The sequence below is a fragment of the Streptomyces sp. NPDC050147 genome (assembly GCF_040660195.1).
Classification (GTDB): Bacteria; Actinomycetota; Actinomycetes; order Streptomycetales; family Streptomycetaceae; genus Streptomyces.
The window spans coordinates 97843-117922 of the sequence record NZ_JBFALJ010000018.1; the positions used below are offsets into that span (position 1 = coordinate 97843).

Below are 20080 nucleotides of genomic sequence, written 5' to 3' on the forward strand. Positions count from 1 at the left end.
TCACAGCACTCCCATCAGCGGTCCGCCGGGCAGCGGCACCCCGAGCAGGTTGTTGAAGACGACGTACGTGAACAGGGAGAGCCCTGCCGCGATGAGCGGATCGCGGTCCAGGTGACGGCTGCCGAGTGCGTACGCGGCGCCCCAGAAGAGCAGGGCGCCCGCGATGGGGAAGCCGAGCGGTTCGATGAGGACGGTGGCGCCGAGGAAGACTCCGGCGAGCAGCAGCACGGTGCGCCAGTCGGCGGGTTCGGACAGGTCGATGTCCTCGCCGCCCTCGGCTTCGCCGCGGCCGCCGCGCAGGACGTCGATCGCGAGGATGACGGCGACGACGAGGAGTCCGATGCCGACGGCGATCGGGACGGTCCTGGGGCCGATCGGTCCGCGCTGGCCGATCTCGACGTCCATGGTGAGGGCGTCGGTGAGGACGAGGACGCCGAGGGCGAGCAGCATGACGCACACGCCGAGTTCGGAGTGCTCGCGCAGCCAGGTGCGGCGGCCGCCGCCGCTCTTTTCGGGCGGGCTCGACGGGGTTTCGGCGGTCGTCGTCACAGTCCCAGCTCCTTCAGCACGGACACCACGCTCTTGTCCTGGGCGGCCAGGAAGTCGCCGAACTTGTCGCCGGTGAGGAAGGCGTCGTCCCAGCCGTTGGTCTTGAGGGACTTGCGCCACTGAGGGGAGTCGTGGAGCTTCTTGACCAGGACGGTGAGTTTCTTGCGTTCGGCTTCGGAGAGGCCGGGCGGGGCGACGATGCCGCGCCAGTTGGTGAAGTTCACGTCGTAGCCGGACTCCTTGAGGGTGGGGCCCTCCAGGCCGTCGACGCGGTCGGGTCCGGTGACCGCGAGGAGGCGCAGCTCGCCCGACTTGATCTGGTCCAGGTACTCGCCGACGCCCGAGACGCCGAAGGCGACCTTCCTGCCGAGGATCGAGGCGAGGAGTTCGCCGCCGCCGTCGAAGGGGACGTAGTTGACCTTCTTCGGGTCGATGCCCGCGGCGCGCGCCATCAGCATCGGGGCGAGGTGGTCGGGGCCGCCGGGGGACGAGCCGCCGCCCACGGGGAGCTTGCCCGGGTTCTTCTTCCAGGCCGCGACGAGCTGCTTGATGTCCTTGTACGGGGAGTCCTTGGCGACCACGACGACGTCCGGCTCCTCGGTGAGGCGGGCGATCGGGGTGGTGTCGGCGAGGGTCTTGGCCGAGTCGTTGGAGCGTGCGGCGCCCACGACTCCCAGGCCCATGGACATCGCGAGCTTGCCGTTGCCGTGCTCGCCGACGAGGCGGCTGAGGCCGACGGTGCCGCCGGCGCCGGGCAGGTTGAACACCTCGATGTTGTGGGTGAGTCCGGCGTCCTCGGCGTTCTTCGCCGCGGTGCGGGCGGTGATGTCGTAGCCGCCGCCCGGGGTGTTGGGGACCATGAAACGCAGGCCGGGGATCTGTGTGCCGGTCTCGGAGCCGCTGCCCGTGGAGAGCAGCGGCGGCCCTGCGAGCACGAGCAGCGCGGCCCCGAGCAGGGCAAGGGGTGTGCGCAGACGCACGTGTGCCACCACCTGTCGGTACGTAGTCGGGTACCTGGTCGGTACGGAGGAGTTGCTGCGGCCGGGCTCCCCGTGGGGGGAGGGAACCCGGCCGCCGTCCGCGGGGACGGGGATACCTGTGAGGTGGCCCACATGTTGCCTGCGCGTTAAGAAGCTGTCTCTCTTCCGGAATCAACGGACGTTGTGGTCGTTGTGGTCGCGCCCATAGCCTGCGGCGATGACAAGGGTGCTGGTCGTGGACGACGACTTCATGGTCGCCAAACTGCACAGCCGTTATGTGTCCGCGGTGGACGGATTCTCGGTGGTGGGAGTGGCGCACAGCGGTGCGGAGGCGCTGGCCGCGGTGGAACGGCTGCGCCCCGATCTCGTCCTGCTCGACGTCTATCTGCCCGACATGGACGGCATCGCGGTGCTACGGGAGTTGCGGTCCTCCGAGGAGCGCGACCGGGACCGGCAGCCGCTGGACGCGCTGTTCATCACGGCCGCGCGGGACGCAGAGATCGTGCGGGCGGCGCTGCGGGCCGGGGCGCTGCACTACCTGATCAAGCCGTTCAACCAGGCGGCACTGCGGGAGCAGTTGCTGCACGTGGCGGCGGTACGGGCGCGCCTGGACGGCCTTGACGAGGCGCGCCAGGAGGACGTCGACCAGATCTTCGGCACCCGCCCGCCCGGCTCCCGCGAACTCCCGAAGGGCCTGGCGGCACACACCGCGGACCTGGTGGAGCAGACGCTGCGGGGCCACCCCGAGGGCCTGTCCGCCTCGGAGTGCGCCCAGGAGGGCACGCTCTCCCGGGTCAGCGCCCGCCGCTATCTGGAGTTCTTCGCGGACACGGGACGGGCGGAGGTGACGCTTCGGTACGGGGGAACGGGGCGGCCGGAGCGGCGGTATCGGTGGATCCGCTAGCGCTCGGCCCGGAGAGCTCCCCGGGGCAATTCGGGCATGACCTGAGCGGAGCCTGAGGGCTCCCTTAACCCCACCATAAAGATCGTCATCACCCCCTCCCAGCAGGCGAATCCGGGGATTTCAGCGGCTAGTTTTCTCGTCGCCGGGCCGGTTACGAACCGTCGGCGCCGCACGTGATCGGGGGGCGGCACCGGCCGTTCGCAACCGTCTCGTGTCCCCCACCCCCCTTGAACCGCCGCTGAGGAGAACCACTCATGACCGCACGCCGAAGCAAGGTCGCCGCGATCGCCGCCGCCGGCATCGCCCCGCTCGCCCTGACCGCCCTCTCGGCCGCCCCGGCCGCAGCGCACGGTTCGATGACGGACCCGGTGAGCCGTGTCTCCGCGTGCTTCCAGGAGGGTCCGGAGTCCCCGACGTCGGCCGCCTGCAAGGCCGCTGTCGCCGCCAGCGGCACGCAGGCCTTCTACGACTGGAACGGCGTGAACATCGCCAACGCCGCGGGCAAGTCGAAGGAGATCATCCCCGACGGGAAGCTGTGCAGCGCGGGCAACGACAAGTACAAGGGTCTCGACCTGCCGCGCGCCGACTGGCCGTCCAGCAAGATGTCCGGCGGCAGCCACACCTTCCGCTACAAGGGCACCGCCCCGCACAAGGGCTCCTTCGAGCTGTACATCACGAAGGACTCGTACGACCCGACCAAGCCCCTGAAGTGGTCGGACCTGGAGGAGAAGCCCTTCGTCGACGTCACCGACCCGAAGATGGAGAACGGTGACTACGTCTTCGACGGCAAGGTCCCCGCCAAGTCGGGCCGCCACCTGATCTACTCGGTCTGGCAGCGCTCGGACTCCCCCGAGGCCTTCTACACCTGCTCCGACGTCGTCTTCGGCAAGGACAGCGGCGGTAAGGACAGCGGCGGTGGCGAGGCCGCGGCTCCGGCCCCGACCGCGTCCGCCCCTTCCGAGAAGGACATCGCCGCGGGCGCCGAGAAGTCCTCGGTCGAGCACCACGGCCACGGTGACAGTGACGCCAAGACCGGCGCCGAGGCCTCCGAGGCCGCCCCGGCCCCGGCCACCGAGGAGGACGCCTCCGGTAACCAGCCCGAGGTGAACGGCTCCGCCGCGAAGCCCGCGGCCACCAACGAGAACCTCGCCGAGACCGGCGGCGACAGCACCACCTCGTACATCGCGATCGGCGGCGCCGCCGCCCTCGCCATCGGCGCCGCGGCCATGTTCGGCACGGCCCGCCGCCGGACGGCGCGCCACGGTCGCTGACCCGTCGAGTACGCGTCGAGTACGCGTCGAGCCGCCGCTGACCCCGGTCAGCGGCGGCTCCGCGTTCAGGAGAAGCAGGTGCTCGGCGTCGCGTGCGCCGGGTCCAGCGCGTTCGCGACCTCGTGGTGCGCGACGCGGTCGAGGATTCCTATCGCCACGTGCTCCGACACGTCGACCGGGCACAGGTCCTGGACGGTCACATTGCGTACGCCGGGCCCGTTCAGGAATTGCGAGCGGTACGGGGTGACCACCTGGTCGTACTTGGTGGCGATGACGGTGTAGCGCACTCCGGGGACGGTGTCGCCGCCTTCGTTGAGCTTGGTCAGGAACGGCGATCCGGCCACCTGGTCGGCGAGGCTCGGGGTCTTGGTGGTGAGCAGGTCCTCGATGCCGGGGAAGTAGGGCAGCAGCCTGGTCAGGCCGAGCAGGGTGGTGCCGTGGTTGTCGGGCGCGAGGCCGACCAGGGCGTTGACCTTTTCCGCGCCGCCGAGGAACTTCAGGTAGTAGCGGGGCATCATGCCGCCCTGCGAGTGGCCCACGAGATCCGCTTCGGCCGCGCCCGTCGAGGCGAGCACCTTGTCCACGAAGCCGTCGAGCTGCTCGGCCGACTTGTCGATCGGGCCGAGCCCGTGGAAGAACGGCACTCCGGGCAGTTGGCCGTAGTCGAGGGAGTAGACGCAGTAGCCGCGCTTCACCAAATAGGGCGCCAGGACGAGCCAGTTGTCGATGGAGTTGCCGAAGGTGCCGTGGACGAGGACCACGGGGCGCGGGTGGGCGGCGGACGGCTTGCAGTCGTAGTCGTTCCAGCCCCGTGACGAGGCCGAAGAGGCTGAGGAGCCTGAAGAGGCTGACGACGGTGCGGTGTCGGCGGTCGCCGTGGCGGCGGGGGCGAGGGTGAGTACGCCCGTCATGAGGAGGGCGGCGGTGAACGCTCTGAGCGTGCGTCTCCAGGGCAGCATCGGGTGATCTCCTTGCGGCTCAAGGGAGTTGCGATGAGTGAGCCCTGTGATCCGGATCACGAGGATGCCGTGCACACGACAAATTACGGGCGAGTAGTAAAAGTGTGAAGTTGCGTGCCGGAAAAACTTCCAGCAGACACTGGCACGGTCGCCCGGGGGCCGCCGCGGGGTCAGCGCGGAGGCGACACGAGCCCCACCTCGTAGGCGATGATCACCAGTTGGACCCGGTCGCGGGAGTCCAGCTTGGCGAAGAGCCGAGCCACGTGCGCCTTCACCGTCGCCACGGTGATGAAGAGTTCGGCCGCGATCTCCGCGTTCGACAGACCACGGCCGACCAGCGTCAGCACCTCGCACTCGCGGTCGGTGATGCCGTCGACCCTCCGCCGGGCCCGCGGCCTCGGTTCGGGCCGCGCGGCGAACTCCGCGATCAGCCGCCGGGTGACGCTCGGCGCGATCAGGCCGTCCCCCGCGGCCACCACCTGGATCGCCGCGAGGATGTCCTCCAGTGCCATGTCCTTGACGAGGAACCCGCTCGCGCCCGCGCGAAGCGCCCCGTACACGTAGTCGTCGTCATCGAAGGTGGTGAGGACGAGAACGCGCGTCGCCGAAGCCGCCTCCGCCGTGATCACACGGGTGGCCTCGATGCCGTCCATGCCGGGCATGCGGATGTCCATCACGACGACGTCGGGGCGTACGTCCCGGGTGAGTCGGACCGCTTCGGCGCCCGTCCCCGCCTCCCCCACGACCTCGATGCCGGGGGTGTCCGCCATCAGGACGCGCAGGCCGGCACGGACGAGGGGCTGGTCGTCGGCGAGGAGGACACGGACGGTGGGGGCGGCGGGGACGGCGGGGACGGCGGGGTCAGTCATCGGTCCTCCCTCGGCGGCAAGGGCAGCAGCGCCGTCACCCGGAAGCCGCCCTCGGGGCGCGGCCCCGCGGTGAACCGGCCGTGCAGCAGGGCCACGCGCTCCCGCATGCCGACGAGGCCGAACCCGGTGCCCGCGGGCAGGCCGCCGCGGCCGTCGTCCTCCACCGCGAGGGCCAGTTCGCCCTCCCTCCGCTCGACGGTCACCCGGCAGGCGTCCGTTCCCGCGTGCCGTACGACGTTGGTGAGGGCCTCCTGAAGGATGCGGAACGCGGCCAGGTCGATGTCGGCGGGCAGCGGCCCGCTCTCCCCGAGCCGGCGGACCTCCGCGCGGACCCCGGCGTCCCGCGCCGCCGTGGCGAGGCGGTCGACGTCCCCGAGGCCAGGTGCGGGTTCGCGGGGCGGCGCGGACGGGGTGGGGGCAAGTTCTTGGGCTACCGCGTCCGGCTCGGGCCTGCGCAAGGCGACCAGCGTCCTGCGCAGGCCCGCGAGGGTCTCCCTGCTGGTGGCCTCGATGGTTCTGAGCGCGTTGCGGGCCTCCGCGGGCTGGGTGTCGATGACCCGGCTGCCCACGCCCGCCTGGATGGCGATGACCCCGATGCTGTGCGCGATCATGTCGTGCAACTCCCGTGCGATGCGCAGCCGTTCGGCGGTGACGGCACGGTCGGTGGCCTGGGCGCGCAGCGCGTCGGCGTGCGTACGGCGCTCGCGGGCCGAACTGCCCGCCATCCAGGCGGCGATGAGGGCGACGGCGACGAACGCCACGGTCTCGCCGTTGCTGCTCGCCCAGCCGGAGGGCCGGCAGCCGGCTGCCGGGTACGGGGGTTGGCACCCACCGTCGGGCGGAAAGACGAAGAGGGTGACGGCCTGGGCCGTGAAGGCCATGAGCGCGGCGGCGACCGAGGTGCGGCGCGGGCGGGTGGCGGCGAGATAGCCGACGGCGCAGACCCCGGCCAGCGTCTGGAGATAGCTGACCTCGATCTTGCGCATCTCCATCGTGGCAGCCACCGCGCCCAGGAGCAGGAAGACCAGCGCCGGCAGGGGCCTGCGCCTGAGGAGTGAGGCGACCACGGCCGTCAGCGCGACCGACGCGAGGACCATCAGTACGTCGAAGCCGCCTTGGCCGTGGTCGAAGGTCACGTACGTGACGAACGGATAGACCACGGCCCCGCTCCAGGCCAGGCCCGTGCGCACCGACGGCCACAGGCGCTGGTGCACACGTCGTCGCCGTCCCTCCTCGACGGTGGGCTGACCTGGGTCGATGTCCATGTGCCGATCGTAAGTGCCCTTCTGGCGCAGGGGTATCGGCCCGCGGTCCTACGCCCGTGGGCTACCGAAGTCCGCGGCGGGTGTGGCCTTCGGCCCGATGCCGCGCGGCCCCGGTGGACGGCACCGTGGTCCGGGTGATCGAAGTCGATGAACTGACGAAGCGGTACGGCGACAAGAGCGCCGTCAAGGACCTGAGTTTCACCGTGCGTCCGGGCCAGGTCACCGGATTCCTGGGCCCCAACGGCGCGGGCAAGACGACCACCCTGCGGATACTCCTCGGCCTGATCGACCCCTGCGGCGGGACCGCGGTCATCGACGGCCGCCCCTTCCGCGACCGGCCCCGCGGCCTGCGCCACGTCGGCGCTCTCCTGGACGCGGGCGACGTGCACGGCGGTCGCACGGCCCGCGCCCACCTGCGTGCCCTGGCCCACGGCAACCGCATTCCGCGCTCCCGCGTCGACGAGGTGCTGAGCGAGGTCGGCCTCGCCGAGGTGGCCCGGCAGCGCACCGGCGGCTTCTCGCTGGGTATGCGGCAGCGGCTCGGCATCGCGACCGCGCTGCTCGGCGATCCGCCGGTGCTGCTGTTCGACGAGCCCCTCAACGGCCTCGATCCGGAAGGTGTGCTGTGGGTACGCGGGCTCTTCCGGCGCCTGGCAGCCGAGGGCCGCACGGTGTTCGTGTCCAGCCACCTCATGACGGAGATGGAGAACACCGCCGATCAGCTGATCGTCATCGGCAGGGGCGAGTTGATCGCGGCGGAGAGCCTCACCGACTTCGCGGCGCGAGGGACCCGGCGACGCGTGACGGTGCGAACGCCGGACGCCCGCGAACTGACGGAAGCCCTGACCGCCGAGGGCGCGTCGGTGGAGACGGACGGCGACACACTCACCGTCACCGGCCTGCCCGCAGCCCGCATCGGTGAACTCGCCTTTGGGCACCGCTTGTTGCTGCACGAGCTGACAACCAGAGCCGCCTCCCTGGAGGAGGCGTTCATGGAACTCACCGCCGACAGCGCCGAATACCTGGCAGGAGAACCCCGATGACGACACCGCAGACGCTCGCCCTCACGGTGACCGCCGAGCCCCGTGCCCGCTTCCGCGACCTCATCGGCGCCGAGTGGATCAAACTCTGGTCGCTGCGCTCCACGTACTGGGTTCTCGGGATCGGCGCGCTGGTCGTCATCGGGATCAACGTGAACTCCGCGCAGTCCAACGCCGTCCGGCTCGCGCACCTGCCGCCGCCCCCGGACGGCCTTGACGCCCACATGCGGTTCGATCCCCTGCACACCGCTTTCGTCGATCCCGCCTGGCAGATCTTCATGGTCATCGCGGGCAGCGTCGGCGCCATCGCGGTCTTCGGTGAGTACACCAGCGGCCTGGCCCGTACGACGTTCGCGGCCGTTCCCGACCGGCGCGCGGTGGTGCTGGCCAAGGTGGCCGTCGTGACGGCGGTCATGCTGGCGCTCGGCATGGTCGTCTCGGGGGTCTCGTTCGGCACGACCCAGGCGCTCCTGCGCGAGTACGGCGGCCTGTCGCTCGACGATCCCGGCGCGCTGCGCGCCGTCGCCGCGGGCGCGCTGCTCGCGCCGTTGTGCGCGCTGGTCGGCATGGCGGCAGGCGCTCTCGTGCGGCACGCCACGGGCACCGTCGTGGCGACCCTGGTGACACTGCTCCTGCTGCCCGCGCTCTTTCAGGGCGAGACCCGTCGATGGGTCAAGGAGATCGGCAACGCGATGCCGCTCTCCGCGTGGCAGAAGCTGGTGATGAACCCCTCGATCCCCTTCCCCGAGGACAAGTACCCGGTGTCGGTCACCGAGGCGTGGATCGTGTTCGCCGTATGGCCGCTGGTGGCGCTGGCCGTCACGGTCGTGACGGTGCGCCGCCGCGACCTGTAGCCCGTTGCCTGCCGGGCGCGGCTACGCCGCCAGTGTTCCCGGCACGATCGCACCCGGACCGAACTTCGCCCGCGCCCGGTCGGCCACCGCCTCGATCTTGCGGGCCCTGTCGTCCACCGGGTCGAACATCAGCTGGTGGGCGGCGTGTTCGGCCGGGCCGAGCCCTTCGGCGCGCAGCGAGATGCCGCGCACCCGGGCCCGCTGGAGGCCGAGCGCCTCGTACATGCGGTACGCGGTTCCGGTCAGCGCGCAGGAGTGGGCGGTCGGCTCGGGCAGCGTACGGGTGCGGGTGATCGTCGAATAGCCCGTGCGGTCCGCGTAACGCACGGTGAGGGCGAGGGAACGGCACACCTGGTCCTCGTCGCGCATCCGCGCGCCGAGTTCCTCGGTGATCGAGAGCAGCGCCCTGCGATGGCGTGTGGGGTCCAACTCGTCGCGGGCGAAAGGTCGTTCGGAGGCGAGGGAGCGGGCCGCGGCGTTCGGCACGACGCGTGCGCGGTCGACGCCGTTCGCCTTCTCGTACAGCTCCCGGCCCGCGCGGGCGCCGACGAGGCGCTGCAGCGTGGACAGCGGCGCGGCGGCCACCTTGCCGACGGAGTCGAGCCCGTACGAGCAGAGGGTGCGGGCGGTGGCGCGGCCGACCCCGGGCAGTTCGGCGACCGGCTTCGGACCGAGGAACTCCGCGACGGCTTCCGGTTCCGGGCCCACGACTCGGGTCACGCCCGGCGCGGCTTCCCGCACGGCCATCCGTGCCAGCATCGGCCCCGGCCCGGCGCCGATCACGCAGTCCACGCCGTGGTGGGCGAGCGCCCGCACCCGGATCACCGAGGCGAGCTCGACGGCGTCCCGCCCGAAGTAACGCATCGCTCCCCGTACGTCGACGAGCGCGGCGTCGGGCGGCAGTGCCTCGACGACAGGGCTGAACTCGCCGAGCAACGTGAGCAGCCGCGGCATGGCGGCCTCGTACATGGGCGGCAGGAGGAACCGTACGCAAAGAGTGCTCATCCCGCGCTCCCCGGGCTCTGGTGCCACAACTTCCGCCCTGTGGCCGCGCGTTCGCCGGGCGGCTGGAGGTCGGCCCAGGGGTGCATCTCGTACCCCGTGGACATCCGGATGCGGCGGCCGCCGTCCGCCGGGGCCGCGTCGGGCTCCCCCTCCGGGCCCGGCTCGGCAAGGCGTGCCCCCACCGCTTCGAGTCCGCCCTCCCGCCGCAGCTCCACCAGTTCCGCCAGGTTCCACGCGGCGGCGCCGACCACGCTGAGGCTGCGCGGCCCGCGCCGCTGCACCACTCCGCGGACCAGGAGCAGCCAGGAGTGGAAGACGGTGTGCGCGCACCGTTCGTGTGCGTCGTCGAAGAAGGCCAGGTCGACCAGGCCCGTGCCGTCGTCCAAGGTGGTGAAGATGACCCGTTTCCCGGAGCGGATCGGCGGGGTCTGGGTGGCCGCCTTGGCGCCCGCGACAAGGACGGTCGCCCCGTGTTCGGCCTCTCTCAGGCGGCGGGCCGTCAGCACGCCGAGCTCCCGGAGGAACTCGGCGTGGTCGCCCATGAGATGGCGTGAGGAGTCCATGCCGAGGACGCCGAGCTCGGCGCTGAGCCGTTCCGCTTCGTCCAGGTCGGGCAGTCCGGCGGGTGCCGTCTTCCGCCCGCCCGCCAAGGGGAGTTGGGCCCCCGACGAGCCCCGCGAGCCTCGCCGGAGCTCCGTCAGGTGCAGTTGCAGATCGCGGCGGTTGGCGCCGAACGCGTCGAGCGCGCCGACCTGCGCGAGCCGCTGCGCGAGCGGTTTGCCGGGCCTGGCCCGCTCCCAGAAGTCGAGGAGCGAGGCGTAGGGCTGCCCGGCCGCGATCCGCTCGGCCTCCGCCTCGCTGATGCCGTGGACGTCGGAGAGTGCGAGGCGCAGGCCCCAGGTCCCCCTCGGCTCGGACACCAGTTCGATACGGTGAGCGACCGCTGACCGGTTCACGTCCAGCGGAAGGATCGGCACCCCTCGCCGCCGCGCGTCCGCGAGCAGCAGCCGCTTGGGGTACATCCCGGGGTCGTGCGTGAGCAGCCCCGCGTAGAAGGCGGCCGGGTGGTGCGCTTTCAGCCACGCCGACTGGTACGTCGGCACGGCGAAGGCCACCGCGTGCGCCTTGCAGAAGCCGTACGACCCGAAGGCCTCGATGATCTCCCACGTCCGGCCGATCGTCTCGGCGTCGTATCCCCTCGCCGCCGCCTGCTGCGCGAACCAGAACCGGATCCGCCCCTGCGACTCGGGGTCGGAGAGCCCGCGCCGCACCCGGTCCGCCTCGTCGCGACCGCAGCCGGTCATGATGTCCACGATCTGGATGATCTGCTCGTGGAAGACGACGACGCCGTACGTCTCCTTGAGCGGTTCCGCCAGCTCCGGGTGCGGATAGCGGACGGGCGCGCGGCCGTGCCGGGCCTCGATGAAGGGCCGCACCATGTCGGCCGCGACCGGTCCCGGCCTGAAGAGCGAGATGTCGACGACCAGGTCGTGGAAGGTCGCGGGCTGCAGCCGCCCGACCAGGTCACGCTGGCCCGGCGACTCGATCTGGAAACAGCCCAGTGTCTCGGCGGACTTGATGAGTTGATACGTCGCGGGGTCCCCCGGCGGCGCCGCGTCCACGTCCACCCGCTCGCCCGTGGCCCGCTCGACCTCCCCCACGGCGTGCGCCATCGCCGACTGCATCCGCACCCCGAGCACATCGAGCTTGAGCAGCCCGAGGTCCTCCACGTCGTCCTTGTCGAACTGGGACATGGGCAGGCCCTCGCCACTGGTGGGCACGACGGGCGTACGCGCGAGCAGCGAGGCGTCGGAGAGCAGCACCCCGCACGGGTGCATGGCGACCCCGCGCGGCAGCGCGTCCAGCGCCTCGACCAGCTCCCAGAGCCGGCCGTGGCGCTCCGTCTCCTTCGCCACCGCCCGCAGTTCGGGCAGCTCCTCCATGGCCGAGCGGGCGTCCCGCGCGCGGATGTGCGGGAAGGACTTGGCGATCTTGTCGATCTCGGCCGGGTCCATGGAGAGGGCGGCGCCCACGTCACGGATGGCGTGGCGGACCCGATAGGTCTCGGGCATGGCGACGGTCGCGACCCGCTCGGTGCCGAAGCGGTCGATGATCGCGCGGTAGACCTCGATGCGGCGGGCCGACTCCACGTCGATGTCGATGTCCGGCAGAACGGCCCGGCGCGTGGACAGGAACCGCTCCATGAGCAGGCCGTGCTCGACGGGGTCGGCGTGCGCGATGCCGATGAGGTGGTTGACCAGGGACCCCGCGCCGGAGCCACGCGCCGCCACTCGGATACCCAAGTCGCGTACGTCGTCCACCACTTGGGCCACGGTGAGGAAGTAGGAGGCGAAGCCGTGGTACGCGATGATGTCCAGCTCGTGGTGCATCCGCTCCCAGTACTCGCGGCGCCTGTCGTACCCCCGCAGCACCATGCCCGCCGCCGCCCGTGAGGCGAGCACGCGCTGGGCGGTGCGGCGGCCCGCGCCGACGAGGTGCGGCTCGGGGAAGCGCACGGAGCCGATGCCGATGTCGTCCTCGGGGTCGACGAGACACTCGGCGGCGGCCGACCGGGTCTGCTCGACGAGGCGGTGGGCGGTGTCGCGGCGGAAACCGGCGGCCTCCACGATCCGCTCGGCGTTGCCCAGCATGGCGTCGGCGCCCTTCAGCCACCGCTCCCCGCTGTCGAGTTCCTTGGTCGGGTCGACGGGGACGAGACGGCGCGCGGCGTCGAGCACATCGGCGACCGGACCCATGCCGGCGTCGGCGTAGCGGACGGCGTTGCTCAGGACGGGGCGGACGCCCTGCTCGGCGGCGAAGCCGACGGTGCGGGCGGCGAGGCGGAGCGAACCGGGTCCGGTGCCTTCGCGGCCGTGCCACACGGACTCCAGGCGCAGCGCGTCTCCGTAGCGCTCGCGCCAGGGGGCGAGGAGGCGGGCGGCCCGGTCGGGGCGCCCGGCGGCGAGCGCGCGCCCCACGTCGGACGCGGGGCCGAGCAGCACGGTCATGCCCTCGCCGTGGTTCTCCTCCCACGGAAGCACGGGCTGCCCCTGGCCGCTCCGGTGCGCGGCGGTGATCAGGCGGCACAGCGCGGCCCAGCCCGTGGCGCCGTCGCGGGCGAGGAAGGTCACGCGCGGGGTCGACTCGTCGATGAAGGCACCTCCGCGCACCGGAGTCCGCCGCGGCGCACCGCGCGGTGGTGCCGGCTCCCCCACCGCGAGCTCGGCCCCGAACAGCGGCCGCACCCCCGCCTTCGCGCAGGCCTTGGCGAACCGGACACTCCCCGCGAGGGTGTCCCGGTCGGTGAGCGCGAGGGCGTCCATGCCCCGCTCGGCGGCGCGCTCGGCAAGCCGCTCCGGGTGCGAGGCCCCGTACCGCGGGGAGAACCCGGAGACGGTGTGCAGATGCGTGAACCCGGGCACACGCACCTCCTGAAACCCCGAATCGATCCGTTCTCACATCCCCCGCCTCCACCATACCCAAGTTTCGAACGTACGTACGACACCCGAGTCGAACGGCACTCCGCTTCACCCATTCGGCCCCACCCACCTGCGGGAACGGCAAGGGCCACGGAGCGTGGGGGGCATGAGTTTCACCGATGAGTTGAAGAGCGCCGTCACCCCGCGAGCAGCCCTGCTGGTCATCGGTGTACTGGCCCTGCAGCTGCTGTTCATCGCCTCCTACGTAGGGGCCCTGCACGACCCGAAGCCGAAAGACGTGCCCTTCGGAGTCGTCGCTCCGGGACCGGCGGCCAAGGAGACCTCGGACAAGCTCGGGAAACTCCCCGGCGACCCGCTCGACCCGCGCGTGGTCAAGGACGAGGCCGCCGCCCGGCACCAGATCATGAACCGCGACATCGACGGGGCCCTGATCGTGGACCCCCGGGGCACGACCGACACCCTCCTGGTCGGCTCGGGCGGCGGCACCGTCCTTGCCACCGCCCTTGAGAAGATCGCCACCCAGGTCGACGGCGCCGAGAAGCGGACGGTCAAGACCGTGGACGTGGCCCCCGCGTCCACCAAGGACTTCGACGGGCTCTCGTCCTTCTACCTGGTCGTCGGCTGGTGCGTCGGCGGCTACCTGTGCGCCTCGATCCTGGCGATCAGCGCGGGCGCCCGGGCCACCAACCGGCAGCGCGCCCTGATCAGGACCGGCGCCATGGCGCTCTACTCGATCGCGGGCGGCCTCGGCGGCGCGCTCATCATCGGGCCGATCCTGGACGCCCTGCCCGGCAGCATCATGGGCCTGTGGGGCCTCGGCTCCCTCGTCGTCTTCTCGGTCGGCATGATCACGCTCGCCCTGCAGTCGCTGACCGGCATCGTGGGCATCGGCCTCGCCGTCCTGCTCGTCGTGATCGCGGGCAACCCGAGCGCGGGCGGCGCCTTCCCGCTGCCGATGCTGCCGCCGTTCTGGAAGGAGATCGGCCCCTGGCTGCCGCCGGGCGCGGGCACCTGGGTGGCCCGCTCCATCGCGTACTTCAAGGGCAACGCGATCACCGGACCGATGCTGGTGCTCGCGGCCTGGGCGGTCGTGGGCACCGTCATCACCCTGGTCATGTCCGCGCTGCGCGGGGACCGCCAGCCGGGCCGGAGGCCCGCGACGGAGGAAACGCACACGGGCACCGGCGCCCACCGCCGGTGAGCCGGGCGGCCCGCCCGGCGGCCCGCACTCCACGGGTGTTGTCAGACCCGGGTGCGAGTCTTGAGCGATGATCACCACCCTGGCGGTCGAAAACTACCGCTCCCTGCGCAAACTGATCGTCCCACTGAACCGGCTGAACGTCGTGACGGGCGCCAACGGCACCGGCAAGTCGAGCCTGTACCGCGCGTTGCGGCTGCTCGCCGACTCCTCGCGGGGCGGCGCGGTCTCGGCCCTGGCCCGCGAGGGCGGACTCCCCTCGGCGCTGTGGGCAGGCCCCTCGAAGGCGGAGGCCACCAGCCTCCGTCTCGGCTTCGCCGGTGACGAGTTCGGGTACGCGGTCGACTTCGGGTACCCCGTCCCCACCTCGGGCTCCGGCGCGGCCCCCTCCATGTTCAACCTGGACCCGGAGATCAAGCGCGAGTGCACCTGGGCCGGACCCGTCCTGCGCCCCGCCGCGCTGCTCTGCGACCGCGCGGGCCCCGCCGTGCGCACCCGCACCGCCGACGGCGGCTGGCACCGCACCCAGGGCATCAGGCCGTACGACAGCATGCTCGGCGAGCTGGCCGATCCGCAGCTCGCCCCCGACCTGCTCAGGCTGCGCGAACTGATCCGCTCCTGGCGGTTCTACGACCACGTGCGCACCGACGCCGAAGCGCCCGCCCGCGCCGCCCGCATCGGCACCCGCACGCCTGTCCTCGGCCATGACGGCGCCGACCTGGCCGCCGCGCTCCAGACCATCCGCGAGATCGGCGACCCGGCGGCCCTTGACGCCGCGGTGGACGACGCCTTCCCGGGCAGCCGGGTGGGGATCGTCGACAGCGGGGGACGCTTCGAACTCCAGTTGCACCAGCGCGGACTGAACCGCCCCCTGGGAGCGGCCGAACTGTCCGACGGCACGCTGCGCTATCTGCTGTGGACCGCCGCTCTTCTCACACCCCGGCCACCCTCGCTCCTGGTCCTGAACGAGCCGGAGACGAGCCTGCACCCCGACCTCCTGCGCCCCCTCGCGGACCTGATCCTCACCGCGACGAAGGACACGCAGATCGTCCTGGTGACCCACGCCGGCCCACTGGCGGACGCCATCGAGAAGGGCGCCCCGCGCCACCGCCTCGACGTGAACTCCATAGAGCTGGTGAAGGAGTCCGGCCAGACGACAGTGGCAGGCAGAGAGGGCCTCCTCGACGAACCCCTCTGGTACTGGCCCAAGCGCTAGCAGCGCCCGGCCACGTCCAACCCGCAGAGGGGCCGGACCCCCGAAGAGGTCCGGCCCCCACCCTGCCCATTGATCCCGCCGGGATCTAACCGATCTCCGCGCCGAAGGCGGAAAGCGCCTCCGGCACCGGCTGGAAGAACGTCTCCCCGCCGGCGGTGCAGTCACCGCTGCCGCCCGAGGTGAGACCCAGCGCGGTGTCACCCGCGAAGAGCGCGCCGCCACTGTCACCGGGCTCGGCGCAGACATCGGTCTGGATGAGTCCGTTGACGATGTCGCCGTTGCCGTAGTTCACGGTGGCGTCGAGACCGGTGACCGTGCCGTCGTGCAGCTGCGTGGTCGAGCCACTGCGCTGCACCTCCTGGCCGACGGTCGCGTCGCCCGCCTTGGTGATGGCCTGCGTCGAGCCGTTGTAGAGGTTCACCTCGCTGGGGTGCGCGGTGTCACCGGTGTACTTGACGATGCCGTAGTCGTTCTCGGGGAAGCTGGAACCCGCGTTCTCACCGATGACCGGGCCGCCCTGCTCCTCGGACCAGCTGGTCACCGCCTCGGTGCAGTGGCCCGCGGTCAGGAAGTGCGGAGCACCGTCCTTGACCACGTTGAAGCCGAGCGAGCAGCGGCTGCCGCCACCCCAGATGGCGTCGCCACCTGCGATGAAGGGCTTGAACTCCCCCTTGCTGCGCTGGAGTTCGGCCTTGGAGCCGAGCCCCTTCACGACCGCGCCGAGCTTGTCGAGGTCGGCGCCCTTGACCGTGCGGTCCGCCGTGACGACGACCTTGTTGGTGGCCGGGTCGACCGCCCACGAGGTGCCGGGGATGGACGCCTTGTCGCTGAGCGTCGAGCGGGCGCTCTTCAGCTCGGCGAGGGAGTTCTCGACGACTCTCGCCTTGGCGCCCGCCGACTCGACGGCGTCGACCGCGCTCTTGTCGAGGACGTTCACGACGAGGTTCTTGGCCTTGGCGTCGTAGTAGGTGCCTGCCGCGTCCAGGCCGAGATCCTTGCCGATGGACGAGGCGAGCTTTCCGGCCTTCGCGACCGAGAGGGTGTCCGGCGTGGGGGTCGGGGCACTCTCACTCGCGTTCGCAGTCTGGAAGGTGATTCCGGCGGCGATCAGTGCGGTGATGCCCGCACCTGCCACGGTGGCACGTCGCTTGGATATGCGTCGGTGCTTCAACTCACGTCCTCCTGTGGGGGGTCGGTCCGTTCGGTGTGGGGACCTGGGGACCGGAAGGCGTACCGGCACGGAGTCGCACACGCTGCGAAAGCCGCGTCCATGCCAAGGGATGCGGCCCACTATCCCGATACCGCCTGGTAGCACACAAGGTCTACTTCAGGACGCGCACGCGACAAACACTGTGCGCCCCCTGTGTCTTCACCCGCCCCGGTCACACCACGTCGGTTTCCGTTGCAAACACCGCGTGCGAGCGGGTGATCGGCAGCGGGTAAGGACTAGTCCTGTCCGGTTCTCGACGCTCCTGGCGCGTCCCGCTCACCGGCTTCCGAAGGTGAGGCACCGGAATCCGGCAGCGCGGCAGCGGGAGATCCGGTCACCGCGGCGGGAGATTCGGTCACCGCGGCAGGAGGCGCGCCCCCGGTCGCGCCCGGCTGCTGCGCCGGCTGGGCCCGCTCCAGGAAGCGCAGGAGTTCCACGGGGAAGGGCAGTACGAGGGTCGAGTTCTTCTCCGCGGCGACCGCCACCACGGTCTGCAGCAGCCGCAGTTGGAGGGCGGCCGGTTCCTCCGCCATCTGGTGCGCCGCCTCGGCCAGCTTCTTGGAGGCCTGCAGCTCGGCGTCCGCGTTGATCACGCGGGCCCGCCGCTCGCGGTCGGCCTCGGCCTGCCGGGCCATCGAGCGCTTCATCGTCTCGGGCAGCGACACGTCCTTGATCTCGACCCGGTCGATCTGCACGCCCCACCCGACCGCGGGAGAGTCGATCATCAGCTCCAGGCCCTGGTTGAGCTTCTCTCGGTTGGAGAGCAGGTCATCCAGATCGCTCTTGCCGATGATCGAACGCAGCGACGTCTGCGCCATCTGTGAGACCGCGAAGCGGTAGTCCTCCACCTGGATGACGGCCTCGGACGCGTCGATCACCTTGAAGTAGATGACCGCGTCCACGCGCACCGTGACGTTGTCCCGGGTGATGCCGTCCTGCGCCGGGACCGGCATCGTGACGATCTGCATGTTCACCTTGCGGAGCCGGTCCACGAACGGCACGATCATCGTGAACCCGGGCCCGCGCACCGAACGCTGCAGCCGCCCGAGCCGGAGCACCACGCCCCGTTCGTACTGTTTGACGACACGCGCCGCGGCCAGCGCATAGACCGCTCCGGCACATCCGACGGCCACTCCCGCCGCCACCAGCTCCTCGACCATGCCGGCCCCCAGGGTCCGAATTGGGCGTGTTGGGCGTGCACTTCGAAGGTAACGCCGCGGGACGCGCAAAGGGAGACGGGAGACAGGAGAGAGCCCCCGCCCGGACTGCCGGACGGGGACTCTTCAGGTGCTGGCTGCGAACTGGCCGTACGTGGATCAGTAGACGCTCACGCCGTACCGGCTCAGCGCCTCGGTGACCGGCTGGAAGAAGGTCGTGCCGCCCGATGAGCAGTTGCCGCTGCCGCCCGAGGTGAGGCCCAGTGCCTTGGACCCCGCGTAGAGCGGGCCGCCGCTGTCGCCCGGTTCGGCGCAGACCGTGGTCTGGATCATGCCGTAGACGACGTCGCCGCCGCCGTAGTTGACGGTCGCGTTCAGGGCGGTGACCCGGCCGCTGTGGGTACCGGTCGTGGAACCGCGCCGTGTGACGCTCTGGCCCACGGTGGGGTTGCCCGCACTGGTGATGTCCTGGCTGCCGACCGTACCCGACTTGGTGATCGACGAGTTCGTGTACCTGACGATGCCGTAGTCGTTGGTCGGGAAGCTGGAGCCGTGCGTGGATCCAAGCACCGTGGTCTTCGCGGAGTTGGCCCACCAGGTGCCCGCACCGTCGGTGCAGTGCCCCGCGGTGAGGAAGTAGTAGGTGCTGCCGCTGCGGACGTTGAAGCCGAGCGAGCAGCGCCAGCTCGACGCGTAGGTCGCGTCGCCGCCGGAGATCAGCTTGCTGAACTTGCCGGGGGTGCGTTCGACCTTGAGGGCGCCCGCGTTGCTGCCCGCCGCCTCCTTGATCTTGGCGATCTCGGCCTTGGAGACGGTGCTGTCGGCGGTGACGACCAGACGGTTCGTCGCCTTGTCGACGCTCCATGCGGTGCCTGCGACATCCGCGTCGAGCACCGCGTCGCTCGCCTTGGTGAGCTGCGCCGAGCTGAAGGTGGTGACGTCATTGGCGTTCGCGGCGGGGACGGCGAGCGCGCCGACGGCCACGAGTCCGGTGGCCACGGCGAGCAGACGAGTACGTCTCGCTATGCCGCTGCGGGGGGTGGTGCGCTTGTTCCTCACTTGTTGTTCCTCCCGAGGGGAAGTCAGTGGGCCCGGTGGGTTGGGGCCCGTGAGGCGCAGCCAATGAGCAAGAGGCAAGCCGGATTCCGGTTATGCCGTGCTCCTGACAAGCGCTTGCTCGGGAGTATTCGGGCCGGAGACACCGCGCACAAGGGCGCCTTTCGGCCGTCGGCGGGATACCCGGCGACCGACCCCGACGGCTGACACCTCTGTCGTACGCCGCCGGGGCTCGGTCATCGGCTGTGCCTCTGACGTGTCAGCGGCCGACCAGGTTCCGCTCTCCCGCGGCGATCTCGGCGTCGAGAGTGTTCCCCGGGGGCGGGAAGGGGCAGATGAAGTGGTCGGCGAAGGCGCACGGGGGAAGAAGCGCACGGTTGAAGTCCACCGTCGTGCGCCCCTCGGCGTCCGGAGCGGCGGGCCGCAGGAACCGGAACCGATAGCTGGAGACCCCGCTGCTCGCGTCGGCGAAGACCGCCCACAGTGAGCCGTCACCCTCCACCGAAACCTGGAGCGTGTGGTCCTTTCCGGCCAGGGTGAAGGCCAGCTCACCCCCGAGACCGAGCCCTCGCTCCACCCCGTCCGCGTTGCCGACCCGGACGGTGCGCACCCCGTCGGTGGTGCTCTCGGCGGCGTACGGCGTGAAGCGCCCCGGCACGGCCCAGCGCGCGTCGTACTCGGTGGCCTCGATGCCCTCGAAGGCGCGGCGCGTCGCGGACTCGGGGTCGAAGTCGCGTACCGCCCAGAGCCCTTCGCGGCGCAGCACGACCAGGCGGCGCTCGCCGTACCCGACGCGGGCCGCGGCGACCGGCCCGGGATCGGCGACGAGCCTGGCCTCACCGCCGAACGGCTGCCCGTCCAGGGTGAGCCGGTCGCCGGTCTCGGCGGTCAGGACGATCTCGTCGCCCGCCTCGGTCCAACGTCCGGGGATGTCCGGAAGCGATCCATCCGGGTAATCCGCGAGCCAGTGGGTGCCGGTGAGGGAGAGCGGGCCGTAGGGCGCGGACACCGTCTCCGTCCGCTGCTCGTGCCAGTGCTTCCAGTCGCGTGCTGCGTCCGTCGTCATGTGATCAAGCCTTGCACGGGCTCGCGGGAACTCCCGGCCAC

17 protein-coding genes are annotated in these 20080 nt (G+C 71.3%); 6 read left to right on the forward strand and 11 right to left on the reverse strand.

What is annotated here, in order from left to right; genetic code table 11:
- Both AB0I94_RS26055 and AB0I94_RS26060 read right to left on the reverse strand, forming a co-directional pair.
- Nucleotides 1-549, reverse strand: a complete 549-nt coding sequence (locus AB0I94_RS26055; protein ID WP_363312074.1) for a tripartite tricarboxylate transporter TctB family protein — start codon at nt 547-549, stop codon at nt 1-3.
- A complete protein-coding gene (locus tag AB0I94_RS26060; protein WP_363312145.1) occupies nt 546-1529 on the reverse strand; it encodes a tripartite tricarboxylate transporter substrate binding protein in 984 nt (327 codons plus the stop codon). Before AB0I94_RS26060 ends, AB0I94_RS26055 begins: the two co-directional genes overlap by 4 nt.
- A gap of 217 nt (nt 1530-1746) precedes the next feature.
- On the opposite strand from AB0I94_RS26060, the gene AB0I94_RS26065 reads away from it, so the two are divergent.
- Both AB0I94_RS26065 and AB0I94_RS26070 read left to right on the forward strand, forming a co-directional pair.
- Nucleotides 1747-2433, forward strand: coding sequence for a response regulator (locus AB0I94_RS26065; protein ID WP_363312075.1), 687 nt, complete (start codon nt 1747-1749; stop codon nt 2431-2433).
- Nucleotides 2434-2687: 254 nt separating this feature from the next.
- The gene (locus AB0I94_RS26070; protein ID WP_363312076.1) at nt 2688-3704 is read left to right on the forward strand and encodes a lytic polysaccharide monooxygenase; all 1017 of its coding nucleotides are present in this window, start codon (nt 2688-2690) and stop codon (nt 3702-3704) included.
- Between the two features lie 65 nt (nt 3705-3769).
- On the opposite strand, the gene AB0I94_RS26075 is transcribed toward AB0I94_RS26070, so the two are convergent.
- From AB0I94_RS26075 to AB0I94_RS26085, 3 genes are all read right to left on the reverse strand, one after another.
- The gene (locus tag AB0I94_RS26075; protein ID WP_363312077.1) at nt 3770-4663 is read right to left on the reverse strand and encodes an alpha/beta fold hydrolase; all 894 of its coding nucleotides are present in this window, start codon (nt 4661-4663) and stop codon (nt 3770-3772) included.
- A 170-nt stretch (nt 4664-4833) separates the two neighbouring features.
- Nucleotides 4834-5532: a response regulator transcription factor gene (locus tag AB0I94_RS26080; RefSeq protein ID WP_363312078.1), complete on the reverse strand. Its 699-nt coding sequence runs from the start codon at nt 5530-5532 to the stop codon at nt 4834-4836.
- Nucleotides 5529-6797, reverse strand: coding sequence for a sensor histidine kinase (locus tag AB0I94_RS26085; RefSeq protein WP_363312079.1), 1269 nt, complete (start codon nt 6795-6797; stop codon nt 5529-5531). The genes AB0I94_RS26080 and AB0I94_RS26085 overlap by 4 nt, the downstream gene beginning before the upstream one ends.
- Nucleotides 6798-6931: 134 nt before the next feature.
- Here AB0I94_RS26085 and AB0I94_RS26090 point away from each other — a divergent pair, with 134 nt between their 5' ends.
- Together AB0I94_RS26090 and AB0I94_RS26095 are read left to right on the forward strand one after the other, a co-directional pair.
- Nucleotides 6932-7840: an ATP-binding cassette domain-containing protein gene (locus tag AB0I94_RS26090; RefSeq protein ID WP_363312080.1), complete on the forward strand. Its 909-nt coding sequence runs from the start codon at nt 6932-6934 to the stop codon at nt 7838-7840.
- Nucleotides 7837-8691 (forward strand): ABC transporter permease, encoded by an 855-nt coding sequence (locus AB0I94_RS26095; protein ID WP_363312081.1) that lies wholly within the window; start codon nt 7837-7839, stop codon nt 8689-8691. Before AB0I94_RS26090 ends, AB0I94_RS26095 begins: the two co-directional genes overlap by 4 nt.
- Nucleotides 8692-8712: 21 nt before the next feature.
- Here the strand turns inward: AB0I94_RS26095 and AB0I94_RS26100 are convergent, their stop codons facing one another.
- Nucleotides 8713-9696 (reverse strand): hypothetical protein, encoded by a 984-nt coding sequence (locus AB0I94_RS26100; RefSeq protein WP_363312082.1) that lies wholly within the window; start codon nt 9694-9696, stop codon nt 8713-8715.
- A complete protein-coding gene (locus AB0I94_RS26105) occupies nt 9693-13118 on the reverse strand; it encodes a DNA polymerase III subunit alpha (RefSeq protein WP_363312083.1) in 3426 nt (1141 codons plus the stop codon). The genes AB0I94_RS26100 and AB0I94_RS26105 overlap by 4 nt, the downstream gene beginning before the upstream one ends.
- Before the next feature lie 163 nt (nt 13119-13281).
- Between AB0I94_RS26105 and AB0I94_RS26110 the strand changes: the two genes are divergently transcribed.
- Both AB0I94_RS26110 and AB0I94_RS26115 read left to right on the forward strand, forming a co-directional pair.
- Complete coding sequence (locus tag AB0I94_RS26110; RefSeq protein WP_363312084.1) at nt 13282-14337, forward strand: DUF3533 domain-containing protein; 1056 nt, start codon at nt 13282-13284, stop codon at nt 14335-14337.
- 67 nt (nt 14338-14404) lie between these two features.
- Nucleotides 14405-15550 carry an AAA family ATPase gene (locus tag AB0I94_RS26115; RefSeq protein ID WP_363312085.1) on the forward strand — a complete coding sequence of 382 codons (1146 nt, stop codon included), beginning with the start codon at nt 14405-14407 and terminating at the stop codon, nt 15548-15550.
- Nucleotides 15551-15635: 85 nt separating this feature from the next.
- On the opposite strand, the gene AB0I94_RS26120 is transcribed toward AB0I94_RS26115, so the two are convergent.
- From AB0I94_RS26120 to AB0I94_RS26135, 4 genes are all read right to left on the reverse strand, one after another.
- Entirely contained in the window at nt 15636-16721 is a 1086-nt protein-coding gene (locus AB0I94_RS26120; protein ID WP_363312086.1) for a S1 family peptidase, read from the reverse strand.
- A 275-nt stretch (nt 16722-16996) separates the two neighbouring features.
- Complete coding sequence (locus AB0I94_RS26125; protein ID WP_363312087.1) at nt 16997-17920, reverse strand: slipin family protein; 924 nt, start codon at nt 17918-17920, stop codon at nt 16997-16999.
- Nucleotides 17921-18076: 156 nt separating this feature from the next.
- Nucleotides 18077-18976 (reverse strand): S1 family peptidase, encoded by a 900-nt coding sequence (locus tag AB0I94_RS26130; RefSeq protein WP_363312088.1) that lies wholly within the window; start codon nt 18974-18976, stop codon nt 18077-18079.
- Nucleotides 18977-19232: 256 nt separating this feature from the next.
- Entirely contained in the window at nt 19233-20039 is an 807-nt protein-coding gene (locus tag AB0I94_RS26135; RefSeq protein ID WP_363312089.1) for a DUF1684 domain-containing protein, read from the reverse strand.
- Nucleotides 20040-20080: the final 41 nt, after the last annotated feature.